The organism is Flavobacterium gawalongense (assembly GCF_007097265.1).
Classification (GTDB): Bacteria; Bacteroidota; Bacteroidia; order Flavobacteriales; family Flavobacteriaceae; genus Flavobacterium; species Flavobacterium gawalongense.
The window spans coordinates 11,845-37,620 of record NZ_VJZP01000010.1 but is presented as its reverse complement, the minus strand read 5'-3'; the positions used below and the strand labels follow the sequence as shown (position 1 = coordinate 37,620).

The 25,776-nt window shown below is 32.9% G+C and carries 25 protein-coding genes; 16 read left to right on the top strand and 9 right to left on the bottom strand.

Features of this window, described 5'->3' with window-relative positions:
* Positions 1-185: 185 nt before the first annotated feature.
* The 3 genes from FNW38_RS17930 to FNW38_RS07515 form a co-directional block, all read right to left on the bottom strand.
* Positions 186-395 (bottom strand): four helix bundle protein, encoded by a 210-nt coding sequence (locus FNW38_RS17930; RefSeq protein ID WP_317129722.1) that lies wholly within the window; start codon positions 393-395, stop codon positions 186-188.
* Between the two features lie 19 nt (positions 396-414).
* Positions 415-1,836, bottom strand: coding sequence for a CCA tRNA nucleotidyltransferase (locus FNW38_RS07520; protein WP_143386720.1), 1,422 nt, complete (start codon positions 1,834-1,836; stop codon positions 415-417).
* A 100-nt stretch (positions 1,837-1,936) separates the two neighbouring features.
* The gene (locus tag FNW38_RS07515) at positions 1,937-2,506 is read right to left on the bottom strand and encodes an L-threonylcarbamoyladenylate synthase (protein WP_143386719.1); all 570 of its coding nucleotides are present in this window, start codon (positions 2,504-2,506) and stop codon (positions 1,937-1,939) included.
* A gap of 188 nt (positions 2,507-2,694) precedes the next feature.
* Here FNW38_RS07515 and FNW38_RS07510 point away from each other — a divergent pair, with 188 nt between their 5' ends.
* Positions 2,695-3,558 (top strand): hypothetical protein, encoded by an 864-nt coding sequence (locus FNW38_RS07510; protein ID WP_143386718.1) that lies wholly within the window; start codon positions 2,695-2,697, stop codon positions 3,556-3,558.
* Between the two features lie 2 nt (positions 3,559-3,560).
* On the opposite strand, the gene FNW38_RS07505 is transcribed toward FNW38_RS07510, so the two are convergent.
* Positions 3,561-4,631 carry a glycosyltransferase family 4 protein gene (locus FNW38_RS07505; RefSeq protein WP_143386717.1) on the bottom strand — a complete coding sequence of 357 codons (1,071 nt, stop codon included), beginning with the start codon at positions 4,629-4,631 and terminating at the stop codon, positions 3,561-3,563.
* An 87-nt stretch (positions 4,632-4,718) separates the two neighbouring features.
* Here FNW38_RS07505 and FNW38_RS07500 point away from each other — a divergent pair, with 87 nt between their 5' ends.
* The gene (locus tag FNW38_RS07500) at positions 4,719-5,480 is read left to right on the top strand and encodes a lipopolysaccharide kinase InaA family protein (protein WP_143386716.1); all 762 of its coding nucleotides are present in this window, start codon (positions 4,719-4,721) and stop codon (positions 5,478-5,480) included.
* On the opposite strand, the gene FNW38_RS07495 is transcribed toward FNW38_RS07500, so the two are convergent.
* Positions 5,466-6,254 (bottom strand): glycosyltransferase family 2 protein, encoded by a 789-nt coding sequence (locus FNW38_RS07495; RefSeq protein WP_143386715.1) that lies wholly within the window; start codon positions 6,252-6,254, stop codon positions 5,466-5,468. The two genes, FNW38_RS07500 and FNW38_RS07495, sit on opposite strands and share 15 nt — an antisense overlap.
* 71 nt (positions 6,255-6,325) lie before the next feature.
* Between FNW38_RS07495 and FNW38_RS07490 the strand changes: the two genes are divergently transcribed.
* Positions 6,326-7,138: a glycosyltransferase family 2 protein gene (locus tag FNW38_RS07490; protein ID WP_143386714.1), complete on the top strand. Its 813-nt coding sequence runs from the start codon at positions 6,326-6,328 to the stop codon at positions 7,136-7,138.
* On the opposite strand, the gene FNW38_RS07485 is transcribed toward FNW38_RS07490, so the two are convergent.
* Both FNW38_RS07485 and FNW38_RS07480 read right to left on the bottom strand, forming a co-directional pair.
* Positions 7,131-8,192, bottom strand: coding sequence for a glycosyltransferase family 9 protein (locus tag FNW38_RS07485; protein ID WP_143386713.1), 1,062 nt, complete (start codon positions 8,190-8,192; stop codon positions 7,131-7,133). The two genes, FNW38_RS07490 and FNW38_RS07485, sit on opposite strands and share 8 nt — an antisense overlap.
* Before the next feature lie 61 nt (positions 8,193-8,253).
* Positions 8,254-9,081: a 2,3,4,5-tetrahydropyridine-2,6-dicarboxylate N-succinyltransferase gene (locus FNW38_RS07480; RefSeq protein ID WP_143386712.1), complete on the bottom strand. Its 828-nt coding sequence runs from the start codon at positions 9,079-9,081 to the stop codon at positions 8,254-8,256.
* A 145-nt stretch (positions 9,082-9,226) separates the two neighbouring features.
* On the opposite strand from FNW38_RS07480, the gene FNW38_RS07475 reads away from it, so the two are divergent.
* The 4 genes from FNW38_RS07475 (at position 9,227) to FNW38_RS07455 (ending at position 12,612) form a co-directional block, all read left to right on the top strand.
* Entirely contained in the window at positions 9,227-9,961 is a 735-nt protein-coding gene (locus FNW38_RS07475) for a class I SAM-dependent methyltransferase (protein WP_143386711.1), read from the top strand.
* A gap of 111 nt (positions 9,962-10,072) precedes the next feature.
* Entirely contained in the window at positions 10,073-10,306 is a 234-nt protein-coding gene (locus tag FNW38_RS07470; protein WP_143386710.1) for a hypothetical protein, read from the top strand.
* Between the two features lie 272 nt (positions 10,307-10,578).
* Entirely contained in the window at positions 10,579-10,995 is a 417-nt protein-coding gene (gene ruvX, locus FNW38_RS07460; RefSeq protein ID WP_143386709.1) for a Holliday junction resolvase RuvX, read from the top strand.
* Positions 10,996-11,115: 120 nt separating this feature from the next.
* On the top strand, positions 11,116-12,612 hold the full coding sequence (locus tag FNW38_RS07455; RefSeq protein ID WP_143386708.1) for a malate:quinone oxidoreductase: 1,497 nt from the start codon (positions 11,116-11,118) through the stop codon (positions 12,610-12,612).
* Between the two features lie 67 nt (positions 12,613-12,679).
* On the opposite strand, the gene FNW38_RS07450 is transcribed toward FNW38_RS07455, so the two are convergent.
* Entirely contained in the window at positions 12,680-14,893 is a 2,214-nt protein-coding gene (locus FNW38_RS07450; protein ID WP_143386707.1) for an FUSC family protein, read from the bottom strand.
* 196 nt (positions 14,894-15,089) lie between these two features.
* Between FNW38_RS07450 and def the strand changes: the two genes are divergently transcribed.
* The 3 genes from def to mazG all read left to right on the top strand — a co-directional run bounded on the left by def (position 15,090) and on the right by mazG (position 17,125).
* Positions 15,090-15,677 carry a peptide deformylase gene (gene def / locus FNW38_RS07445; RefSeq protein ID WP_143386706.1) on the top strand — a complete coding sequence of 196 codons (588 nt, stop codon included), beginning with the start codon at positions 15,090-15,092 and terminating at the stop codon, positions 15,675-15,677.
* Positions 15,678-15,767: 90 nt separating this feature from the next.
* The gene (locus tag FNW38_RS07440; RefSeq protein ID WP_144064546.1) at positions 15,768-16,268 is read left to right on the top strand and encodes a DUF5606 family protein; all 501 of its coding nucleotides are present in this window, start codon (positions 15,768-15,770) and stop codon (positions 16,266-16,268) included.
* An 83-nt stretch (positions 16,269-16,351) separates the two neighbouring features.
* On the top strand, positions 16,352-17,125 hold the full coding sequence (gene mazG / locus FNW38_RS07435) for a nucleoside triphosphate pyrophosphohydrolase (RefSeq protein WP_144064547.1): 774 nt from the start codon (positions 16,352-16,354) through the stop codon (positions 17,123-17,125).
* Between the two features lie 180 nt (positions 17,126-17,305).
* On the opposite strand, the gene FNW38_RS07430 is transcribed toward mazG, so the two are convergent.
* A complete protein-coding gene (locus FNW38_RS07430; RefSeq protein ID WP_143386703.1) occupies positions 17,306-17,998 on the bottom strand; it encodes a Crp/Fnr family transcriptional regulator in 693 nt (230 codons plus the stop codon).
* Between the two features lie 109 nt (positions 17,999-18,107).
* Here FNW38_RS07430 and FNW38_RS07425 point away from each other — a divergent pair, with 109 nt between their 5' ends.
* From FNW38_RS07425 to ccoG, 6 genes are all read left to right on the top strand, one after another.
* Positions 18,108-20,543, top strand: coding sequence for a heavy metal translocating P-type ATPase (locus FNW38_RS07425; RefSeq protein ID WP_144064548.1), 2,436 nt, complete (start codon positions 18,108-18,110; stop codon positions 20,541-20,543).
* 109 nt (positions 20,544-20,652) lie between these two features.
* Positions 20,653-20,844, top strand: coding sequence for a cbb3-type cytochrome oxidase assembly protein CcoS (gene ccoS, locus FNW38_RS07420; protein WP_143386701.1), 192 nt, complete (start codon positions 20,653-20,655; stop codon positions 20,842-20,844).
* A 48-nt stretch (positions 20,845-20,892) separates the two neighbouring features.
* Positions 20,893-23,082, top strand: coding sequence for a cytochrome-c oxidase, cbb3-type subunit I (ccoN, locus tag FNW38_RS07415; RefSeq protein ID WP_143386700.1), 2,190 nt, complete (start codon positions 20,893-20,895; stop codon positions 23,080-23,082).
* Between the two features lie 5 nt (positions 23,083-23,087).
* Positions 23,088-23,258, top strand: a complete 171-nt coding sequence (locus FNW38_RS07410; RefSeq protein WP_131916349.1) for a cbb3-type cytochrome oxidase subunit 3 — start codon at positions 23,088-23,090, stop codon at positions 23,256-23,258.
* A gap of 27 nt (positions 23,259-23,285) precedes the next feature.
* Positions 23,286-24,185, top strand: coding sequence for a cbb3-type cytochrome c oxidase N-terminal domain-containing protein (locus FNW38_RS07405; protein ID WP_143386699.1), 900 nt, complete (start codon positions 23,286-23,288; stop codon positions 24,183-24,185).
* Between the two features lie 77 nt (positions 24,186-24,262).
* On the top strand, positions 24,263-25,681 hold the full coding sequence (gene ccoG / locus FNW38_RS07400; protein ID WP_143386698.1) for a cytochrome c oxidase accessory protein CcoG: 1,419 nt from the start codon (positions 24,263-24,265) through the stop codon (positions 25,679-25,681).
* Positions 25,682-25,776 lie beyond the last annotated feature (95 nt).

Genomic DNA, 25,776 nt, shown 5'->3' with positions numbered 1-25,776 from the left:
TTTTTTTATCTTGAGTTTCAAAGTAGCATAGCTTTAGAGTTACAAAGTTTCTTTCACTTTGCTTATAAATGAACTTAACATTTGTTCGAGTTCTCTACTATTTTTATGTGGTTTATTAAAATCAATTTCAGATATATATTAAATTGTAAGCAATTTTTATTTGTGTTTGAAATTCAAATAAAGATTCAAGAAAATCTTAAAAAACGGTGATAATCTTTATTTGTACCTCTTCCATAACCTTCAGAAATGTTACTTGGTATTGAGATAGAACATCTTCTAATTTGTGAAGCCAAACCAAACAGCTCTTCTCTTGGAAAGTTTGATGAAATAGAGTAGCAATTAGTCACTAAAGTCATTGCTTTTTGCCAAATTAGTAAATCTCTAAATGTTTTCATTTTTTACTTTGTAATTCTGCTACTTTGTAACTTCCTTCAATCCTATTTTTTTTGCTCTTTTTAACATAAACCCGTAAGCAGCCTGGTATTCGTTTGGAATTTCTCCTTCTAATATGGCTTCTTTGATGGCCTCTTTGAGTATTCCAATTTCTTTTGATGGCTTTAAATTGAAGATTTCCATAATCTCTTCTCCCGATATTGGAGGTTGAAAATTTCTAACATGGTCGCGCTCTTCGACTTCCACAATTTTCTTGCGAACAATTTCAAAATTATTGTGGTATTTTTTGAATTTATTCGGGTTCTTGGTGGTGATATCGGCTTCACACAAAGTCATTAAATTTTCGACATCTTCACCCGCATCAAAAACCAAGCGGCGTACGGCTGAATCGGTAACAGTGTCTTGTGATAAAACAATGGGACGTGAACTCATCATGACCATTTTTTGTACAAATTTCATTTTGTGATTCAAAGGCATGTGTAAACGTTCGAAGATTTTCTTTGCCATTTTTCCGCCAAGAAATTCGTGTCCATGAAATGTCCAACCTTGTTTTTTATTAAAGCGTTTCGTTGGTGCTTTTCCAATGTCGTGCAATAAAGCCGACCATCGTAACCAAACATCGTCCGTATGTGGACAAATATTATCAACTACCTCTAAGGTGTGGTAAAAATTATTTTTGTGGGTATGACCTTCTATTTCTTCAACCTGATTCAAAGCAGTTAATTCCGGAAGAATGATATCCAAAAGCCCAGTTTTGAACAGTAACAAAAATCCAACAGAAGGTTTGTCCGTCGAAAGTATTTTATTCAATTCATCTACAATACGTTCTCCGGAAATAATTTTAATTCGGTCCGCATTTTTCTCAATTGATTTCAGTGAATTTTCTTCAATTTCAAAACCCAATTGATTAGCAAAACGAATACCTCTCAACATTCGTAAAGGATCATCAGAAAAAGTAATATCCGGATCCAAAGGTGTTTTGATTCTTTTATTTTTTAAATCTTCCAGACCATTAAAAGGATCTGATAATTCTCCAAAGTTTTTTGTATTTAATGATAAAGCCAATGCATTAATGGTGAAATCACGTCGGTTTTGGTCGTCTTCCAATGTTCCATTTTCTACAACCGGATTGCGACTTTCAAAATGATACGATTCTTTTCTAGCGCCTACAAATTCAATTTCGGTATCTTCAAAACGCAACATCGCTGTTCCATACGTTTTGAAAACCTGAACTTTTGGTTTTTTTGGAAGTAATTGGGAAACTTTCAAAGCTAATTCAATTCCGCTGCCAACGGCAACGATATCAATGTCTTTTTTGAAGTCTCTGTTCAAAATCAAATCTCTCACGAAACCACCAATTACATAACTTTCAATGTTAAGTTCTTGAGAAGCTTGGGAAATGACTTCGAAAATTTTATTGTTTAATGCTTTTGTATAATTCATTCATTTTCTGTGTTTTGTCATTTTGACGAAGGAGAAATCTCATCAAATGATTAAAATAATGTGATTTCTCCTTCGTTGAAATGACAAACAATAACGTAATTTATTTCCGAATCACTTTTACCTGTGAATCATTCGTCAATTTTATAATTGTTGAAGGGTTACAGGCAATTTTTTCGCGATGCAAATTTACAACATAGTCCACGCCTTTTATAATTTCAGGACTAATTTCTTTGAAACTTTTTGGAGTAGGTTGTCCAGAAATATTTGCTGATGTTGAAACTAATGGTTTTTTCATCTTTTCCATTAACTTAAAACAAAAAGGTTCTTTTACGATACGAATTCCCAATGAGTTGTCTGATGAAACTAAACTTGAAGCGACGTTTCTGGGTTTGTCAAGAATTACAGTAGTTGGTTTTTCAGATAAGTCCATGATTTGCCAAGCCACTTCAGGAATATCCTTGAAGACATTGTACATCATTTTTTCGCCATTCATCAAAACAATCATGCTTTGGGTTTCTGCCCTTTGTTTGAGTTTGTAGATTTTGGCAACAGCTTCAGAATTTGTGGCATCGCAGCCAATTCCCCAAACGGTATCAGTAGGATAGAGGATGATTCCGCCTTCTTTTATGACTTCGTAGGCTTTGTGGACTTCTTCTGATATATTTTCCATATTTTAAATTTAAAATGCAAGATACAAGTTTATATTTGCAAAGAAACAAATAATAATTATGAAAATACTTCACATTTCAAGAGTAACAGCTTGGTGAGAAAACAAACAGTAAATAATTGATATAATTTAGGAATTAACAAAAATTGGAGTAGAAAATGTTCTATTTAAGATAAAAAAAGAATAAAATAATGAAAAAAATTCAAGTTGGCTTTTTAATGTCCTATGATTATAAAAAACTAAAAAATTCCATTCCGCCAGTATACGAAGAAGCGGATGCTATTTTTATTGCCGTTGACAAAGATTTTCGTACTTGGTCAGGACAGACTTACAAGATAGATGACAGTTTTTTTGAATGGCTGAAACTCTATGATACAAAAAATAAAATTACCATTTACAGCGACGATTTTTATATTTCCAATCTTTCGGCAATAGAGAATGACAATCGTGAGCGTCACATGTTGTCTCTAAAAATGGGAATAGGAAACTGGCTTATTCAAATTGATAGTGATGAGTATTTTATTGATTTTAAAAAGTTTGTTACGGATTTGAGAAAATACGATAGTTTTTTAAATAACCCAGAAAAGAATCAAATTCAGATTGGTGCTTTTCTAATTAATATGTATAAATATACGGACAATGGCTTGCTCTATGTTGATAAAGTAACTAGAGGGTTGATGGCCACAAATTATCCAGATTATAAGGTAGCAAGAAACACAAGACAAAGAATCATCTATACCTCTAATGTCTTATGGCATGAAACCTTAGCAAGAACCGAAGAAGAAATAGAATTTAAGTTAAAAAACTGGGGGCATAATGATGAAGTTGATGTAGATTCTTTTATAAAAAAATGGAGATCAGTAAATAAAAATAATTTTAAATCCATGCGCGGGTTTTTCTATATTCAGCCAAAAAAATGGAATGAACTGGATTATGTCATGGGAAACACGATTGAAGAAATCACTAAAAATTTTGATGCAAAAAAATTACTCCCATCTTCATTCTATATTTTTAAGAAAAACTTCGGGCAATGGTTCAAACACTTATTCAAATAAGTCTATCTTAAAATTTCGTGGTATACTTTTAAATATTCAGCCGCCGCAACTTTCCAATTGAAACTTGCGGCTCTTTCTTTCATAAGCAATTCCATTTCGTTTTGATTGTTATAGAAATGATTTAAGCCATCTGTTAGAGTGGTTTTCATGTATTCAGGATCAAAATTATCCCAATAATATGCATTTTCTCCTCCTATTTCCGGTAAAGAAGTTTTATTGGATAAGAATACGGGTTTTCCAAAATGCATGGCTTCTATGGGTGGTAATCCAAAACCTTCACGAATAGAAGGAAAAAGAAAAGCATAACATTTTGATAAATAAAATTGTTTAGCGATATCATCCACTTTCCCGGTTAGAAAAACGCGATTTTGCAAATTATTTTCAGTAATGAATGTTGCTATTTCAATTCCATAGGGTTTATTGTTATTTCCGGATATAATTAAATTGAAATCAGTAATATGCATCATCATTTTTGCAATCGAAAGAAAATTTTTTCGTTCCAGAAAGTCACCTATTGAGTATAAAAAAGGTTTGTCTAAAGGAATGTTTGAGACAAAATTAGAAGTATCTAAAATGGTCGTAATAGGATTTCCATTATGAATTACATATTCAGGAACATTTGGAACCTTAAAATACTGATGGGTTTGTTTTTTGGCAAATTCTGAGATGTAAGTAATCGCAGTAGATTTTTCTAATTTAGAAACAAAGAGTTTATTTGCCTTGTGATTCATGTCAGATGAAATTTCCTCTACAAAATTCACATCATGGATTGTGAGTAAATACTTATTGACGCGGAATGGTTCTACTTTTGTATTCTGATTTACGGAATGCCATAGATCATGTTTTTTCCGAGTTCTGAAAATACTATGACGCGATAAACTGTTGTACTTGTTATAGCTGAATTTGTTACCAAATTCGGCTTCAAGAATTTCTGGGTTTTTAGCATTTAATGTTAATTTCAAATCATTAAAATCTAATTGGTATAGCCCTTTAATTAACTCATAATTAAAAGTTCCTAATCCAGTTGCCTTATTCTTAAGGTTATGTGTTTCTAGAAAGACAGTTTTTGACATAAAAAGTATAGAAATAAAGTAAATGTAAACCATAAATTGGATAAATAAAAAGCAATAGCTACTTTTGTTTACACATATATTGTATTCATGCAAATAAATATTCACCCCAATTTTCTTAAAAATAAGTCGAGTTTGTTGACAATGATTGAAAACTTCGATACAAGCGGAGTTCTTTTTGGCGATGGAAAACGAAATAAAATAAAGCTCTTTGATTTAGAAGACAAAACGATTAATATCAAATCGTTCAAAATCCCAAACATAGTGAATCAAGTTGCTTATAAATATTTCAGAAAATCTAAAGCCAGACGCTCTTACGAATATGCAAACAAATTGCTTGAAAACGGAATTGGTACTCCGCAACCCATTGCTTATGCTGAAAACTTCAAATTATCAGGATTAGAAAAGAGTTTTTATATCAGTGAACATCTCCAAGCGGAATTGACTTTTAGAGAATTAGTACAAAACCCGGATTATCCAGATCATGAGAATATCTTACGTCAGTTTACCAAGTTTACTTTTGATTTACATGAAAAAGGAATTGAGTTTCTGGATCATTCGCCAGGAAATACATTGATAAAAAAAATAGCCGAAGGAAAATATAATTTCTACTTGGTGGATTTAAACCGAATGAATTTTCATGACGATATGGATTTTGATTCCCGTATGAAAAATTTTAACAGGCTTACGCCAAAGATAGAAATGTTGGCAGTAATGAGTGACGAATATGCTAAACTTTATAACAAGGAATATGAGGAAGTTTTTAGTAAAATTTGTTTCTATACAAACGATTTTCAGTTCAAATTTCATAGAAAAATAGAACAGAAAAAAAAACTCCTATTTTGGAGATAGCTGTTGTCCTTTATTCCAAAGCTTCTTTAGTTCTTGGTGCCTGATATGAACACCATAAGCGTTTAGATAACAAATAATCAGTCCCTTTTTTCCGTCAAGAAAACCCAAACGGACAAAATAATTGTATAAAAAATTATAGGAAGGATGAAGAATTTGAAGTAAAATAGATGGTTTTTGGTTTTTAATGAACTTCTCTTGAGCTTTCAACTTCCCGTAACGGGTAGTTTTTGATTTATAACATTTGTAATCTGAATAGGAATAATGAATAAGCTTATTTTTAAAAACATCTGTTTTTCCAGTCACTGTTAATTTTTCATGAACCAATCGATCAGTAGTGTATTTTGCGAAGTTTTTATCAAAAAGTCGGAATATTTTATCGGTTTGCAATCCGCTAAAGTGTAATACTCTATTCTTGAACATGAAGGTTCTATAAAAGAAGAAAGCAGCATAAGTCTTGTTAAATCTTATCGTGTTTAATATTTCATTCTTCAATTCAGGGGTAAGTCTTTCGTCAGCATCAAGAAATAAAATCCAGTCATTCTTTGCCTGTTCAATAGCAAAATTTCTTTGAGAAGAATAATTTTCAAACTTATTTTGAATGAATTTTACTTTTTCGAATGATTTGCAAATAGCTTCCGTATTATCTGAACTGAATGAATCTACAACAATAATTTCGTCAGAAAAATCCAGATTAGCTAAAAGCGCTTTCATTTGATTTTCTTCGTTTAATGTAATAATTAAAACAGATAAATTAGGAGTCGATTTTGAATCCATTAATTGATTTTATTATGTCACAATATATAATTTATTAATTACTTTTGTCAACTATAATTTCAAAAAAATATATGAAAGCATCAGTTATTATGAGTACCTATAATGCAGTCCAATGGCTTGAGAAAGTTTTATGGGGTTTTAGTGTGCAAACAACGGCTGATTTTGAGATTATTATTGCTGATGATGGTTCTAACTCAAAGACCAAGGAAAAAATTGATGAACTCCGAAAATTAATAGCTATTCCTATTATTCATGTTTGGCATGAAGATCACGGATTTCAAAAAACTAAAATTCTGAATAAAGCCATTTTAGCTTCCAAAACCGACTATCTAATTTTTACCGATGGCGACTGTATTCCTAGAAATGATTTTGTTGTAACTCATCTAAAATATAGAGAAAAAGGTTTTTTCCTTTCGGGAGGCTATTTTAAACTTCCAATGTCAATTTCCAAGCGTATCACAAAAGAGGATATTCTAAATCAAAATTGTTTCGATTTGAAATGGCTTAAAAATAATGGTCTTAAGTCAAATCTAAAGAATATAAAATTTACGACTTCTCCTTTTTTATCAAACCTATTAAATAAGCTTACGCCAACCAAACCAACTTGGAACGGACACAATGCTTCTGGCTGGAAAACAGACTTATTAGCTGTTAATGGTTTTAATGAAGAAATGCAATATGGTGGAGAGGACAGGGAATTGGGGGAAAGATTGGTCAATATGGGACTTTCATCTAAACAGATAAGATATAGTGCCTTTTGTCTGCATTTAGATCATGAAAGAGGGTATGTTTCCGAAGAAATTTGGAAAAAAAACAATGCAATTCGAGCCTACACAAAAGCGAATAAAATAATAAAAACGAGCTCAGGAATACGTCCTAATTAGATTTTATATATTTCTTTAAAATAGGTAAAATTAAATCTGGAGTGAATTTTTCGTATAAATTTAAAGCTTCATTTTTCATTTCTTTCGCTGTTTTTTTACCGTATAATTCAGGTTTATAGTCCTTTAAATGTACAGAAACAGTTGTAGTTTCGTTTTCAAACGAATTCCATGCTTCCTTAATTATCCAAGTTGAAAAAATAGTAAAAGTAGGTTTGTCCAATGCTTTTGCCATATTTACTGCACCTCCTTCATTTCCAATTAAAGCATTGCAATGATACGTCACGGATAAAAATTCACGAATATTTCTCAGCATTAAATCAATTTTAATTTTTAGTTGAGTCTCAGGAAGACACAAGTTATAGATAGTTTGTGCTTCTTCTTTTTGCGAAGGCATATAATTAAAAAGTAAAGTAGCATTTGTTTCTGCAACTATAGCATCCAACACTTTAGCCATATACGGAAATGGATATGTTTTGTTTTTGCCGCTACCCAGCACACCAATCATGTATATTTTATTCGAAAAATCAATGTTATTCTTTTCTAAAATCTGTTTTCCATTTTCAATTTCATCAGAAGTAAGAAAAATTTTTGGTTTGATATCCAGTTGTTTCTTGTTATCATTAAAATCAGATAATAATAAAAGTCTATTTTCAAGAGCTAAACCTGCATTAGTTGAAGGTTGCGATAATTCTTTTATGGTATCGGTATAGATAAAATGACTATATTTTTTATAGATACCTATTTTCTTTTTTGAACCTGAAAACAGTGTGATTAGGTTGCTTTCTGTTTTTCCGTAGGCATCAATAACAAGATCGTAACGTTCTTTTTTTATTTTGAGTAAAAATTTAAAAAAAGCAAATTTACTTTTTCTATAGTCGTCTTTAAAAAGAATCAGATTATCGATATTAAGATTATTTTCAACAACAGGACTGGTAAATGGATAAATCAGATAATCCACTTGTGATTCGGGATATATGATTTTCAGATTATTGCATATAATGCTGCTTGCCAAAACATCACCAATCATTTTTTGTTGTATTACTAGTATCTTCATAATATAAAAAACCTCCCTTTTGAGGGAGGAATATACAATAATTTTTTATTTAAAAAAAGCATTAAACCGCTACGTCATATTCGCGTAACGCATTATTTAATGACGTTTTTAAATCAGTTGAAGGTTTACGGGTTCCAATGATTAAAGCACAAGGAACTTGAAAATCTCCTGCTGGAAATTTTTTAGTATAACTTCCCGGAATTACTACCGAACGAGCAGGAACAAAACCTTTCATTTCAACTGGAGTTTCTCCTGTAACATCAATAATTTTTGTAGAGGCAGTCAAACAAACATTGGCACCAAGAACTGCTTCTTTCCCAACATGAACACCTTCAACAACAATACAACGAGAACCAACAAAAGCACCGTCTTCAATAATTACCGGAGCTGCTTGTAAAGGTTCAAGAACCCCACCAATTCCTACACCACCACTTAAATGTACGTTTTTACCAATTTGAGCACAACTTCCTACGGTTGCCCAAGTGTCTACCATAGTTCCTTCGTCTACATAAGCACCAATGTTTACATAACTTGGCATCAATATAACACCGCTAGAAATATAAGCACCGTAACGCGCTACTGCATTAGGAACTACACGAATTCCTTTTTCTGCATAGCCTCTTTTCAATAACATTTTATCGTGATATTCGAAAATGCCGGATTCTAATGTTTCCATTTTTTGAATAGGGAAGTACATCACTACTGCTTTCTTAACCCATTCGTTTACTTGCCATCCTCCCGAAGTTTCGGGATCAACCGGCTCGGCAACACGTAATTTTCCTGTGTCTAATAATTCAATAACTGCTCTGATAGCATCAGTAGTTGTCGTTTCTTGTAACAAAGCACGGTTTTCCCAAGCTTGTTCTATAATAGTCTGTAATGGATTCATTTTAATTAGATTTTTGACAAAGATATGTTTTTTACCGAAAAGCAAAAAGGCAAATTGATTTGAAAATGTTACAGATTTAACTTGCTTTATATTTAATGTTTTTTAAATGTTGTAAATTTGGCGAATAAATGAAAATCATGGGAATATGAAAGATAATTTCTCCAAACAAGCTTCGGAATATTCTAAATTCCGACCACAGTATCCAAATAAAATGATTGATTATTTGGTTTCATTTGTCAAAAATAAATCCGTTGCGCTCGATATAGCTACTGGAAATGGACAAGTAGCGCATAAACTTTCTCGCTTTTTTGAAACAGTTTATGGGATTGATATTAGCCAGAACCAACTCGAGAATGCTGTTCCAACGGAGAACATAATTTATAAAGTAGCAGCTGCTGAAAATACCTTTTTTAAAAATCATGAATTTGATTTAATCACAGTGGCACAAGCGGTTCATTGGTTTGATTTTGATTTGTTTTACAAGGAAGTATACAGAATTTTAAAACCAGAAGGAATCTTTGCTGTGCTGGGTTATGGGCTGTTTTCTACCAATGCGGATTCGGATAAAATAGTACGAAATTTTTATCATAATATAATTGGCCCATATTGGGATGCTGAACGAAAGTATTTGGATGAAAATTATAAAACGATTCCATTTCCATTTGATGAAATTGTTACAGAATCTTTCGAAAATCATTTTACATGGACTTTTGAAGAACTCATAGGATATCTTGAAACATGGTCAGCCACGCAACATTATATTTCAAAAAATAATCAAAATCCTTTAGACTTGATTTATGATGAATTGAAGGCTTCTTGGCAAAAAAATGATATGAAAGTGACTTTTCCTTTGTTGCTAAGAATTGGAAAATTAAAATAGTTATGTTGCTAATAATTATATTTTAAGGATTGTGAAATGCTAAATTAAAAAAGCAAAGCCGTTTTTTTGAACTCTGAAATTTTGTATATTTGTGTTATCAATACAATTAAGATGGAAACAATTAGATTAGAATTTCAACCAAAAATAAAAGCCAAAATTCTGGAGTTATTGAGTTCGTTTTCATCAGATGAACTGAAAATAGTTCAGGAAGATTCTGATTTCGATGAAAATAAGAGGGAATTGGACATTGAATTGACTAAAATAAAAAATGGAACAGCAAAATTTTATACTTTTGAGGAGTTAGATTTAATACTTGAAGAAACTATTTCTAAGTATGAAAGTTAATATTACGGAAGGTTTTCTCTTTAAATTGAATAATCAAGTTGATTATATAGCGGCTGACAAACCAATAGCCGCAAGAAAATTCAAAAGAGATTTAATAAAAAAACGTAAGAAAGATTTAAAAACAATCTTTTCTTTTTAAGAAATCTAGATAGTATAACGACGAAAATATAAGAGATTATGTTTTTAAAGGTTATACTGCTGTTTATTATATTGATATGGTGGAAAACTCCGTTTCTGTCTTCGGTTTTATTAAACACAAATACTCTTTATAAATGCCAAGAATTCTCGCCATAGATTACGGACAAAAACGAACCGGAATCGCCGTTACTGATGAAATGCAAATCATAGCTTCGGGATTGACAACAATTCCATCCGCAACTGCAATTGCTTTTTTAGCAGCTTATTTTGCCAAAGAAAAAGTAGAAGCAGTGCTTATAGGTGAACCTAAACAAATGAATGGCGAGCCTTCAGAAAGTGCTTCTATCATTAAAGGGTTTGTAACGCATTTCACGAATCATTTTCCGGAGATGAAAGTCATTCGGGTGGATGAACGATTTACTTCAAAAATGGCTTTCCAAACCATGATTGACAGTGGGCTGAATAAGAAACAACGTCAAAATAAAGCACTTATAGACGAGATTTCGGCAACGATAATGCTTCAGGATTATTTGACCCGAAAAATATTTTAAAATTCTTATTTAGAATGCAGTCTAATGGCTTAAACGTTTTCGTAAAATGTAACTTTTCAGCCAAAATTTATGCTTTTTTTTGCAATTTTATAAAGTATCTTTGCACTTTAAAATTTTGTTATGCCTGACACAACCATTCGTTCACAAAGTGAAGTAGTTCTTATAGGAGCTGGAATAATGAGCGCCACTCTTGGCTTAATCCTAAAAGAATTACAACCCGATATAAAAATTGAAATTTACGAGAGATTAGATATTGCCGCTGCCGAAAGTTCTGATGCATGGAATAATGCCGGAACGGGACATTCTGCTTTTTGCGAACTTAATTATACTCCAGAAAGTGCTGATGGTACTATTGATCCCAAAAAAGCAATTAGTATAGCAGAATCTTTCGAAGTTTCTCGCCAGTTTTGGGCTTATTTAGTCCAAGAACAAAAAGTTTCATCCCCTGAAAATTTTATAAAAAGTATTCCACACATGAGTTTTGTTTGGGGTGATAAAAATGTAGAATACCTTAAAAAAAGATTTGAAGCATTACATGCTAATCCACTTTTTAAGGATATGCTTTTTAGTACCGATTTTTCTCAGTTAAAGAAATGGATGCCTTTAGTTATGGAAGGCAGAAATGAATCTGAAAAAGTTGCGGCAACTTCTATGGCAATTGGAACGGATGTGAATTTTGGAGAATTAACCAGAAGCATGTTCAATTATTTAACTCAATTGGATGGTGTTACGATTCATTTTCATCACGAAGTTAAAAAAATGAGACAACGTGAGGATAAATCCTGGAGAATAAAAATTACTGATTTGGCTTCGGGCCAAAAGAGAAAAGCATATACCAAGTTTGTTTTTATTGGTGCTGGAGGTGGCTCCTTACCATTATTAGAAAAAGCAAACGTTCCTGAAGGGAAAGGTTATGGCGGTTTCCCTGTGAGCGGACAATGGTTAAAATGTACGAATCCTGAAGTGATTGCAAAACATCAGGCAAAAGTATATGGTAAAGCCAGTGTAGGCGCACCACCAATGTCAGTTCCACATATTGATTCCCGAATGATAAATGGAGAAAAAGCATTGCTTTTTGGACCTTTCGCAGGGTTTTCAACACGCTTTTTAAAAAATGGATCGTATTCGGATTTGCCATTATCTATAAAAACCGATAATATCATTCCAATGATTGCTGCCGGGATTAAAAATATTCCACTTACAAAATATTTGATTGAGCAAGTGCGTCAATCACCAAAAGATAGAATTAACGCGTTAAGAGAATATGTTCCTGGTGCAAGATCTAAAGACTGGAAATTAGAAAGAGCAGGACAACGGGTACAAGTTATAAAGAAAGATGAAAAAGAAGGTGGAATACTAGAATTTGGTACTGAAGTAATCACAACTGCTGACGGTTCATTATCTGTTTTACTTGGAGCTTCTCCAGGCGCTTCGACTGCAGTTTCGATTATGATAGATTTAATAGGAAGATGTTTCAAAGAAGAAATTGGAACACCACAATGGCAGGAAAAATTAAAAATGATGATTCCGTCGTATGGTCAGGCTTTGAATACGAATCCAACTTTATTAAAGGAAATTAGAAAAGATACTGCTGAAATTCTAAAACTTAATAATTAGACATTTTAAAATAATATAAAAAGCGCTGGTTTTTAGATATTCAATCTAATTCCGGCGCTTTTTGATTTTAGGAATCCATTAATTCTTTTGTTGTCTTGAGAATGTTTTTGGATAAATTGGTCAACCAGATTAGCTGTTCTATAACCAATTGGGCTTCCTGCATTTTCAATTGAAATGCTTCCTCATCAATAGGAATACCTTCTTTTAATTCTTTTTCTCTAATGTTTTTTAACTCCGTAAAACGCATTGCTAAATCTTCTTTTGGCAGATTTTCTTTTATATCTAAATCATTTTCTTTCAAAAGCGCAATAGCGTTATCCAGATTTTTAATTACAGTATCTACCACAACATTAAATGCCTCTGAAGCCGATGTTGTTTTGTGCGATTGAATGTAAGTTCCCAATGATGCTGAAGCCGAAAGCAGGGAATGATTGAGTATCGCCAGTTTATATACTTGCGGTAGTTGTTTTTGTTTTGATTTGGGTTCTTGAATCATTCTTTGAAAAGAAGCCATTAAATTGCCTATTTCGATAAAAGCATTCTTTCTGGCTAATCGGTAGGAAGTAGAAATAGTTCCTTTTTTGTTATAAAAAATAGAGATTTCCTTCAGGTAATTTTCATTTGCTTTAATAGATTTTTCCAAATAGATGGGGATATTTAAAAACTCCCATGAAGGCCATAAAAAGTGATTGGCAAGAAATGCTAAAGCCGCTCCAACAATAGTATCAAGAATTCTATATTGAATAACATCGGTAATATTAGGAGTTAATATTCCATAAATAAAAACAATATACATGGTCACAAATGTTGCGCTGACTTTATAATTTGTTTGCGTAAAGGAGAATCCCAAAAGCATACAAAGAATCGAAAAAATACTGATTGCAATGCTATTGTGTACCAATGAAAGAACTCCAAATGCAATTAATCCACCTAAAATAGTTCCAAAAATTCGATGAAAAGAACGTTGTTTTGTTAAGCCATACCCAGGTCGCATGATTACGATAATAGTCAACAAAATCCAGTATACATTGTGAAAAGGCAGTACATTACCAATGATAAAACCAATCAGAATGGTTATGGTTAGTCGTGAGGAATGTCTGAAAATAGTAGAAGAAAAACTGAGATTTTCAATCAGAGTACTCAAAGGATAATATTGTGGCGTTAGAAATTTCTCTAAGTCTTTATCTTTGCCTTTAAAATCCAGTGAATTGATAGCTAAGGTAAATGCGCGTTCTACAATTTTTATTTTTTCGACTTGTTTTTCGGCATATTGAAGCATGGTCGTCAGCATGAAAACACCTTCAGAAGCGGCAACTTTTCCTAAGTCATTTTCGTATTCTGTAATTGCAACTTGTAAGGCATTCAAATCCCCAAGTAAATTGTGTTTAGAAACATATTTGGTTCGGTTTTGTACACTTTTGTATACTTGTTTTAAACTTACTGCAAGATTGTAAGCCAAGCTTTGATAGGTTAGTAACACCTTTGGATGATCGTCAAATTTTTGATGTAGTTTATCATGATCGAAAGACGTGGATAATGCAAGTTCCAGTATTTCGATTAATGAAATGAAAACAATAAGCATTTTTCGGTTTTGATTAGAAGAACCGGAATTAGTATGACTGCTAATAAGTACTTCTCTTATATTTTGGCGAATGGTATTCAGTTCTACCTGAAGATGTAATTGTTTTTCAATAATTGCTTTTTTATCAGCATTAATGGTCCATAAATCACCTCTTAGTTTTAAATATTTTGCCGTAAGTCTGATACATTCTGCAATTTGTAATTCGACATAGCGATGGGGTCTGATGTAATGAAAAGTAAGCGAAATGGTGAGGTAGAATAAACCTCCGGCAAGAATTAAGCCCGAATGTTGTACCATTGCCCAGCCTGTATTTATATTTGCAAATGCCAATGATACTGCAAGTAAAGCGGAGAAAGAAACCATAGTAGCTCGTTGCCCATAGACAGAAATCATTGATAAAAGGAAAATTAACACAGCTAGAAAAGGATAGAAAATCCAAGAATAGGGATACACAATATTCACTAACAAATTAACACCCGCAACTAGTAAAGCAGTAACCAGAACACCATTGATTTTATGCTTTAGACTGCTTGGAATGTCGCTCGGATACGTGAAAAATGCCCCAAGTGCTATTGTAAAACCCATTTCAAAATTACCAAAAAAAGAAAAAAGTAAAACGGGGATAACCGCTGCTATTGTTACTTTTAAAGCATTGGTGAAATAAGTGCTGTCGGTAAATTTTCGGATTTTGTAAATCATAGAATTGGATTACACACAAAGGTAAGAATTGTACGAATTATTCAAAGGATAAACAGAGGTCTTTTAAACTAAACTGTAAATATTAGCTAATTATCAATGGAGGATTATTCATTGTCTATTTTTTTACTATTTTTGCAAACTGAATTAAACTCGATTATATTTAGATTTTCAGTAGATAATACTTAATACAACAATAATGATTTTACCAATTATAGGATATGGTGATCCTGTTTTAAGAAAAGTAGGGGAAGTTCTTTCACCAGAACATCCAAACTTGAAAGAAACAATTACCAATATGTACGAAACGATGTATAATGCCTATGGTGTGGGACTTGCTGCACCGCAAGTAGGATTAGCAGTTCGCTTATTTGTAATCGATACGACTCCTTTTAGTGATGATGAAGATTTAGAAGATGCTAAACAAAAAGAATTGAAAGGATTCAAAAAAACTTTTATCAATGCAAAAATGATAAAAGAAGAAGGTGTAGAGTGGAGTTTCAACGAAGGATGTTTAAGCATTCCTGATGTTCGTGAAGATGTATATCGAAATCCAACCATAACTATTGAGTATTGCGAAGAGGATTTTGTAATGAAAACTGAAGTTTTTGACGGATTAATCGCCAGAGTAATCCAACATGAATACGATCATATTGAAGGGATTTTGTTTACAGATAAAATTTCGTCCTTAAAAAAACGTTTGATTCAAAAGAAATTGAAAAACATTCTGGAAGGAAAAACATTCCAAGAGTACCGAATGAAATTTTTTGGTAAAAAAGGAAGATAAAATTCTTTTTATAGCTTTGCTTGGTATGATTTTTGGTTTTAAATGAAAAAATAAATAAGTCAAATTCTTAATAAATAATTACAAAAAAACATGAATTTAGAAAAAATATTAGCCATTTCCGGGAAACCGGGTTTATATGTATTAAGAGTACAAACGCGTACTGGGTTTATTGCGGAATCATTATTAGACGGAAAAAAAATCACAGTGAATTTAAAAATCAATGTGAGTTTATTATCTGAGATTTCTATTTATACGTATGAAGGCGAAAAACCATTAGCTGAAATCATGCAAAAAATTGCTGATAAAGAAAACAAAGATCAAGCAATCTCCCATAAAGAAGAGAATGCTACCTTAGCAGCTTATTTCAAAGAAATTTTACCTGATTATGATGAAGAAAGAGTTTATCCATCAGATATTAAGAAAGTTTTAAACTGGTATAATATGCTTCAGGCAAAAGGGTTAGTTACTGATGAAGAATTGGCTACAACAGAAGAAACACCAGTTGCTGAAGAACTTGTTGCTGTTGCTGATGAAACTCCAATAGCAGAAGTGAAAACTCCAGCAAAAAAAGCAAAAGCTAAAAAAGAGTAATTTCTATTTTAAAATACTATTTAATCCTGTTCAGCTATTTTTCTGGACAGGATTTTTTTATTTTTACCAAAAAACCATTTCTTATGAATTCAAGACAAGACCAACTGCAAGCTTTCGAAAGACTATTAGATATTATGGACGATTTGCGGGAAAAATGTCCTTGGGACAAAAAGCAAACCATGCAAACGTTGCGTCATCTTACCATAGAAGAGACCTACGAATTAGGCGATGCTATTTTAGATAATGATTTAAATGAAGTCAAAAAAGAATTAGGGGATTTGTTATTGCATATTGTTTTTTATTCTAAAATAGGAAGCGAAACGAACGATTTTGACATGGCTGATGTATGTAATGAAATTTGCGAAAAGTTAATTCATCGTCATCCACATATTTATAGTGATGTAGTAGTAAAAGATGAAGAAGAAGTAAAGCAAAACTGGGAAAAACTGAAGCTCAAGGAAGGAAAAAGATCAGTTCTTGAAGGAGTTCCCAAAAGTTTACCCGCATTAGTAAAAGCCAGCCGAATTCAGGATAAAGTAAAAGGGGTAGGATTTGATTGGGAAGAATCGCATCAGGTTTGGGATAAAGTACAGGAAGAATTAGAAGAGTTACAAGTTGAGGTTGAAGCCGGTGATCAGGATAAAATTGAAGCCGAATTTGGAGATGTTTTATTTTCGATGATCAATTATGCTCGATTTTTAAATGTAAACCCTGAAGATGCTTTGGAACGAACGAATAAAAAATTCATTAAACGCTTTCAATATTTAGAAAGTAAAGCGGGAGAATTAGGAAAACCATTGATGGATATGACTTTGGCAGAAATGGATGTTTTTTGGGAAGAAGCGAAGCGTCTTTAAGTAGTGTTCAGTGATCAGTATTTAGTGATCAGTAATAAACGTTAATAGAGATACTTATGGGTATTAAACCTTGTAGGTGTTTTTTAAATGTTATCACGAAAACTTTTGGACAATTGCTGTCGGGATTGAAGTTTTGCATATGAGCGTAGAGATTAGACTGAACACTAAATACTGAACACTTTATTTTGGGTCATAATCCGCCATTTTTTTCAGTTTGTTGATTTCTTTCAAAACTATCTTTTTACCGGTCAATTCAATGAGTCCTAATTTATTAAAATCAGATAGTAAACGGATACAGCTTTCTGTGGCTGTGCCAATCATACTAGCTAATTCGTCTCTTGAAAGTTGGACTTTTAAGGAGTTATCTTCATTTTTTCCGAAAGTATCGTGTAAATAAAGAAGTGTTTCTGCTAATCTTTCTTTTACTGTTTTTTGGGCTAAATTAACCATGTTATCATCAGCTTCTTTTAGATCACCACAAATAGTTTTCATCACATTCATCGAAAATTGATTGTTCTTATCAAAGAAACTCATTACTTCCGACTTTGGAATAAAACAAACCTCCATGTCTTCAAGAGCAACAGCACTTAGATTTACAGGTTCGTCACTAATCATGGAACGTTGACCTAATAATTCTCCTTTAGTTACTAATTTCACAATATGGTCCTTACCATTCGGACTCAGTTTTGTGAGCTTACAAATACCATCCTTAACGCAATAGATACCATTGACGTTTTCCCCCTCTTCAAAAATCACTTCACCTTTTTTAATAGTGTAAGATGTTTTGCAGTCAGAAAGTTGTAGTAATTCGTCTTTAGTAAGTGCTTTTAAAGAGCTAAATTCTCTAACGATACATTGTTCGCATTTGCTCATATTGGAAGGTATTTTAAATCTATTACAAATTTAGACATTTATATGACATATATCATATTTTTAACTCATTCAATTTGTCACCTTTGTTTCAGGTAAAATGAGCAAATTTATGGACACACAAAACTGTTTCCATTGTGGATTAGATATTATAAAAGAAGATGAAATTATTTTTGATGCCAAAAATTTTTGTTGCAACGGTTGCAAAACCGTGTACGAGATTTTTAGCCTCAATGATTTGACATGCTATTATGATTTTGAAAAATCCCCTGGAGCAACCCCGCAAGAAATTAATGGTAAATATGATTTTTTAGATAATGAGAGTATTGTATCCAAACTTTTGGAATTTGAAGAAAATTCAACTGCTATTATTTCACTTAGTATTCCTCATATACATTGTAGCTCGTGTATTTGGATTTTGGAAAATCTACAGCGTCTTCAAAAAGGAATAAGCACTTCTCAGGTTAATTTCCCTGAAAAGAGAGTCCGAATCACTTTTAATCCGGAAGTGGTTTCCATCAAAAACATTGTTTATTTGTTGAGTTCTATTGGTTATGAGCCCTACATCAGTTTAGAAAACTATGAAATGGGGAGTAATAATGTTGATAGAAGTTTAACCTATAAATTAGGTGTTGCCTTCTTTTGTTTTGGAAATATCATGCTGCTTTCGTTTCCTGAATATTTTGAAGTAAAAGAATATTGGTTAGACCAATACCGTGGTTTTTTCAGATGGCTGATTTTTACTTTAGCGTTACCCAGTTTCTTTTATTCGGCTAGTGGTTATTATGTTTCAGCCTATAAAAGTATCAAGTCTAAAATGCTCAATATCGATATTCCGATTGCTTTAGGAATTATTGTAATGTTTATTCGAAGTACGTTTGATATTGTGATGGACTACGGGTCTGGTTTCTTCGACAGCTTAACAGGATTGATATTCTTTATGCTTTTGGGCAAAATGTTCCAAATCAAAACCTATAGTTTTTTGAGTTTCGAAAGGGATTTTAAATCGTATTTTCCAATAGCAATTACCAAAATTAATACGGATGCTTCGGAAGAAAGTGTGGCTATTTACGAAGTTCAGAAAGGCGACCGATTACTCATTAGAAACCAGGAACTCATTCCAGTTGATGGGATTTTAATTTCCGAAAAAGCGGAGATTGATTACAGTTTTGTCACTGGGGAAGCTATTCCCGTTACCAAACAATCGGGGGATAAAGTATTTGCTGGTGGAAAACAAATTGGTAAAGTAATAGAAATGGAAGTCTTACATTCCGTTTCACAAAGTTATTTGACGCAATTATGGAGTAATGATGTGTTCCAAAAAAATGTAGAACAAAAACACAAAACCATAACCGATCGAATTAGTCGCTATTTCACGCCAATTTTATTGTTAATTGCCTTTTCAGGATTTGTATATTGGATTTTTATCGACGCTAATATTGCGTTCAATGTATTTACGGCTGTACTAATTGTTGCTTGTCCCTGTGCATTGGCATTGACGGCGCCATTCACTTTTGGGAATGTATTGCGAATTTTAGGGAAACAGAAATTCTATCTAAAAAACGCTTTGGTTATAGAGCAATTAGCCAAAGTAGATACCATAGTTTTTGACAAAACAGGTACTATTACCGCCAATAAGAAATCGAATATATCTTATGAATCCTCCCCCAACCCCTCCGAAGGAGGGGAGCAAAAAACAGTAGAGACAGATACAAATTTAATATTGATAAAAAACGCACTTCGTGGATCAAACCATCCATTGAGTAGAATGCTGTATGACTTTTTACCTGAAATGAAAAGATTAAAAATAGATGATTTTGAAGAGATTACAGGGAAAGGAATTAAAGTAAAAATAGAAGGGAATATAATTCAAATTGGTTCGGCAGAATTTTGCGTACCTCCTTTATCCGTATCGTCTCCCTCCCCTTCGGGGAGGGTCGGGGAGGGGAATACCTCTGTCCATATAAAAATTAACGGTGTTTATTATGGAAAATTTATTTTCAACAATCAATATAGAGATGGGTTAGAGGAGCTTTTCAAGAATTTAAGCAGTAAATATCAAATCAAAGTTTTGTCTGGGGACAATGAAGGGGAGCGTTCTGTTTTGGAAAAACTATTGCCTAAGGGAACGGAACTAATTTTCAATCAAAAACCGGAAGAAAAATTAGAATTCATTAAAAAACTACAAGAGGAAGGTGAAAATGTAATGATGGTGGGTGATGGATTGAACGATGCCGGAGCTTTGGCACAAAGTAATGTTGGGATTTCAATTTCAGAAAATGTAAATGTTTTTTCTCCAGCCTGTGATGCGATTTTGGATGCCAATGAGTTTCAAAAATTGAACTATTTCTTAAAATTATCCAAGAATTCCATAACGACCATCAAAATGAGTTTTGCATTGTCTTTATTGTACAATGTGGTGGGATTATCATTTGCCATTACAGGTAATTTATTGCCTTTAGTTGCCGCAATTATAATGCCTTTAAGTACCATAACTATTGTGAGTTTTGTAACGGTGATGAGTAGTTATTATGCAAATAAAAAATAGAATTATGTAAGTTTTTTATTTCACATAAGTTTAACATGTATCAAAAGTATGACAAATGTCATATTTTACTCCAAAACGTAAAAGTAACTTTGTTAACACAAATTAAGGTATGAGTGTCATTTATTTATTAATCTCCATCAGTATAATAGTTGCTATTGGTTTTTTTATTGCTTTTATACGAGCTGTAAAAACAGGCCAGTATGACGACGATTATACACCATCGGTCAGAATGCTTTTTGACGATGAACTAATTCAGTCTAAAGTTGAAAAGCCTAAAGTCAAAAGTCCAACGACTTTATAATTTTCAACAATAATCTTTAAATTTTTCAATCATTTAATATTTTAATTTATGGAAATGCAGCAGTTTTATTATGACAACAAAATTGTAAAAAAATTCATTTACGCGACCATCGTTTTTGGAGTGGTAGGAATGTTAGTGGGTCTTACATTGGCCTTCATGTTTCTTTTTCCAAATATAACTGATGGAATTTCGTGGTTGAGTTACGGTCGATTAAGACCTTTACACACGAATGCAGTTATTTTTGCCTTCGTTGGAAATGCAATGTTTGCAGGGATTTATTACTCGTTGCAGCGATTGTTAAAAGCTAGGATGTTCAGTGATTTTTTGAGTAATCTTAATTTTTGGGGTTGGCAATTAATTATTGTCGCTGCAGCCATATCATTGCCATTGGGTTATAGTTCTTCAAAAGAATATGCCGAATTAGAATGGCCAATAGATATTGCAATAGCATTAATTTGGGTTGTTTTTGGTGTCAATATGATTGGAACCATTTTAAAACGTAGAGAGCGCCATTTGTATGTTGCGATTTGGTTTTACTTGGCAACATTCGTAACAGTTGCGGTTTTACATATTTTCAATAGTTTATCATTGCCGGTTTCTGGTATGAAAAGTTATTCTGTTTATGCAGGAGTTCAAGACGCTTTAGTACAATGGTGGTATGGTCATAATGCGGTTGCGTTTTTCTTGACAACACCTTTCTTAGGATTAATGTATTACTTTGTTCCAAAAGCGGCGAATCGTCCGGTATATTCTTATAGATTATCAATTGTTCACTTTTGGTCGTTGATTTTTATTTATATCTGGGCTGGACCGCACCATTTATTATATTCAGCATTGCCTAACTGGGCACAAAATTTAGGAGTTGCTTTTTCTATTATGTTGATTGCGCCATCTTGGGGTGGTATGATAAACGGACTTTTAACGTTGAGAGGAGTTTGGGATAAAGTACGTGTAGAGCCAGTTTTGAAATTCTTTGTTGTGGCGATTACAGGTTACGGAATGGCTACTTTTGAAGGCCCGATGTTATCGCTGAAAAATGTGAATGCTATAGCGCATTATACGGACTGGATTATTGCCCACGTTCACGTAGGTGCATTAGCCTGGAATGGATTTATGGCTTTTGGTATGATATATTGGTTGGTTCCTAGAATGACCAAAAGTAGTTTGTACTCCCTTAAGTTAGCTAATTTTCACTTTTGGATTGGTACTTTAGGGATTATATTATATACGATTCCAATGTATGTTGCAGGTTTTTTGCAAGCATCTATGTGGAAACAGTTTAACCCAGACGGAACTTTAACCTATGGTAACTTCCTTGAAACAGTAACTCAAATCATGCCAATGTATTGGATGAGAGCTATTGGTGGGACTCTTTACTTAATTGGGATGTTCACTTTAGTTTATAATATTATTCAAACAGTAAGAGCAGGTTCTAAAATTGAAGACGAATTAGCAGAAGCTCCAGAATTATTGAAAATTAGTGCAGGAAGAGTAAAAGGGGAGGAATTTCACCCTTGGTTAGAAAGAAAACCGATTCAGTTAACCATTTTAGCAACAGTCGCTATTTTAATTGGTGGGGTTATCCAAATTGTACCAACGATTATGGTAAAATCAAATATCCCGACAATTGCAAGTGTAAAACCCTATTCTCCATTAGAATTAGAAGGTCGCGATTTATACATTCGTGAAGGTTGTGTGGGTTGTCACTCGCAGTCTGTTCGTCCTTTTCGTAGTGAAGTAGAACGTTATGGACCACAATCTAAAGCAGGGGAATTCGTGTATGATCATCCATTCCTTTGGGGTTCAAAACGTACGGGCCCGGATTTATTAAGAGTTGGAGCAAAATACAATGACAATTGGCATTTTAACCACTTTTGGAATCCTCAAAGTATATCAGCAGGTTCAATTATGCCAGGTTACAAATGGTTGTTTGCCAATAAACCAATGGATATTTCTTTAACTCAAAAGAAAATGCAAGCCATGGTAACACTTGGTGTTCCTTATACAGAAGCTCAGGTTGCAAGTGGTTTAGATGATTTAAGAAAACAAGCTATTGAAATTGAAGAAAGCTTGAAAAACGATCCTGACTTTGTAAAAAGCTATGATGAAAGCAAGAAAAAAGCGGAAGCAAGAGGAGAAAAATTTGTTCCAATGAACGAAAGAGAAATTGTAGCGATGATTGCTTATATGCAAAGACTTGGAACCGATATTAAAGTAAAAGATACTGCTAAAAAATAAAAGTCATGTTCGAACAAATAAAACACAATATGGAAACTATTGAAGGTGTGGCGATATATCCCATCTTATCATTATTAATTTTTTTCGTCTTTTTTGTAGGTCTCGGTTTATGGGTATTCTCCTATAAGAAAGAAACGATTAATGAATTGAGTCAAATTCCATTGAGAGACAATTAAATAGTATAATTTTTTAAAATTCAGAAAATGAAAAAATTAATTCCAGCATACGTTAGAGTACCAGTTATTTTCTTTGCTGTATTTATGGCAATGGAATATTTTATTGACTCAGGAGATAGACCTGCTTTTATAAAGTTTCCTATGGTTTCTATCTTCTTATTCGTATTTCTTTTTTTACTGATAGCGATAGAAATTACGTTGAGTGCAGTCGATACTATTACATACAGTTTATTGACAGAAGAACAGAAATTAAAGTTGGATTCAGCAAATGAGTTAGGCTTCAAGGAAAGTGAATGGTACAAAAATCTGATGAAAAGGGTGACTAAATCCGAGTCATTAGAGCATGAAGATCAATTGTTATTGGAACATGATTATGACGGCATCAAAGAGTTAGATAATAATTTACCGACATGGTGGGTGTATTTATTTTATGCTTGTATCGTTTTTGGGGTTGTTTATATGGTGCAATATGAAGTATTAGGGGCTGATAATCAGGAAATGGAACTTAAAAAAGAAGTTGCTCAAGCCAAAATTGATATTGCGGAATATATGAAAACGGCTCCAGATTTAATGGATGAAAAAACAGTTACCTTGTCAATAGAACCTGCGGATTTAGCTGAAGGGAAAGAAATTTTCACAACGAATTGTGCTGCCTGTCACAGAGCAGACGGAGGTGGGCAAATTGGACCAAACTTAACGGACGATCAATGGATTTTAGGTGGTGGCATAAAAAACATATTCCATACTTTGGTAAATGGCGGTAGGGATGGAAAAGGAATGATTGCTTGGAAAGGAACGCTGAAACCAAAAGAAATGCAAAAAGTGGCCAGTTACATTATATCATTGAAGGGAAGTAATCCTGTAGATCCAAAAGCACCGGAAGGGGAAGTATGGGTGGATGAAAATGTACCGGTAGCGGTTAAATAAAAAGTAAAAACACGAATTTTATTTAGCTTTTAAATTTTTTATAAAAATGAATAAAATTTGTGTTTAAAATAAAAAAAATGTCAAAATTACCAGACGAAGCTTTTAGAGATACCATCGGAACGATTGATGAAGAAGGAAACAGAAAATTTATTTTTCCAAAAAAGCCTTCAGGAAAGTTTCATGATTATAGAAAATGGGTCAGTTATTTTTTGTTGATTGTTCTTGTTGCTAATCCCTTTATAAAGATAAATGGCAATCAGTTTATGATGTTCAATATATTGGAAAGAAGATTTAATATTTTCGGATTTCCATTTTGGCCACAAGATATTTATCTTTTCGTTCTTTTTATGATTATTGGCGTCGTTTTCGTCATCCTTTTTACGGTAATTTTTGGACGTATATTTTGCGGATGGATTTGTCCGCAGACCATCTTTTTAGAAATGGTTTTCCGAAGAATTGAATATTGGATTGAAGGCGATCGTGGTGCTCAGATCCGATTGGAAAAACAAGAATGGGATGCAGAGAAAATCAGGAAAAAAGGATTTAAGTGGTCTATATTTCTGATCATTTCTTTTTTTATTGCCAATGTCTTTCTTGCCTATCTTATCAGTAGCGATAAGTTGTTTTTAATGATTGAAGAAGGACCGGAAAACCATGTAAGCACCTTGGTTTCTTTATTGATTTTTACGGGAGTTTTCTATTTTATTTTTGCATGGTTTAGAGAACAGGTTTGTATTATTGCCTGCCCTTACGGAAGATTGCAAGGCGTTTTATTAGACGATAAATCGATAAATGTAGCCTATGATTTTGTTCGAGGTGAAAAAGAAGTTGGTAGGGCTAAATTTAATAAACAGGAGGATAGAGCCGCAACAGGAAAAGGAGATTGTATTGATTGTAAACAATGTGTGAACGTTTGTCCAACCGGAATTGATATTCGGAACGGGACGCAAATGGAATGTATTAATTGTACCGCTTGTATTGATGAGTGCGATACTATTATGGACAATGTGGGATTACCTAGAGGACTGATTCGCTATGCTTCGGAAGATGAAATTGAGAAAAAAGTCAAGTTCAAATTCACGCCCAGAATGAAAGGCTATTCCGCTGTATTGTTTATTTTGACAGGAATTTTAATTGGATTATTGTTTTTACGTTCCGATGTCGAAGCCAGTATTTTGAGGTTGCCAGGACAATTGTTTCAACACAAAGGGGATAATATCAGTAATGTTTATACTTTTAAAATTATCAATAAAACCAATACTGATTTTAATGATATTAATTTCAAATTAGTGGGTATAAAAGGAGCTTTAAAAGTAGTTGGTAAACAAGCTTTAAAAGTACCGAAACAAGGGATGAATGGAGGAACACTGTTTGTTGAAATCAATCAAAATGTATTGGACAGCGATAAAACAAAATTGAAAATCGAGGTTTATAATGGGGATAAAAAAATTGAAACCAGCACAACAAGTTTTTTAAGCCCTCGAAGTTTTGATTAAATCTCCTAACCCATGATGGGGGAACTCTAATAGGAAAGGAAAATGGGAATAGAATTTTAATTTGTACAAAACATGGAAAATAATAATATAAAAGA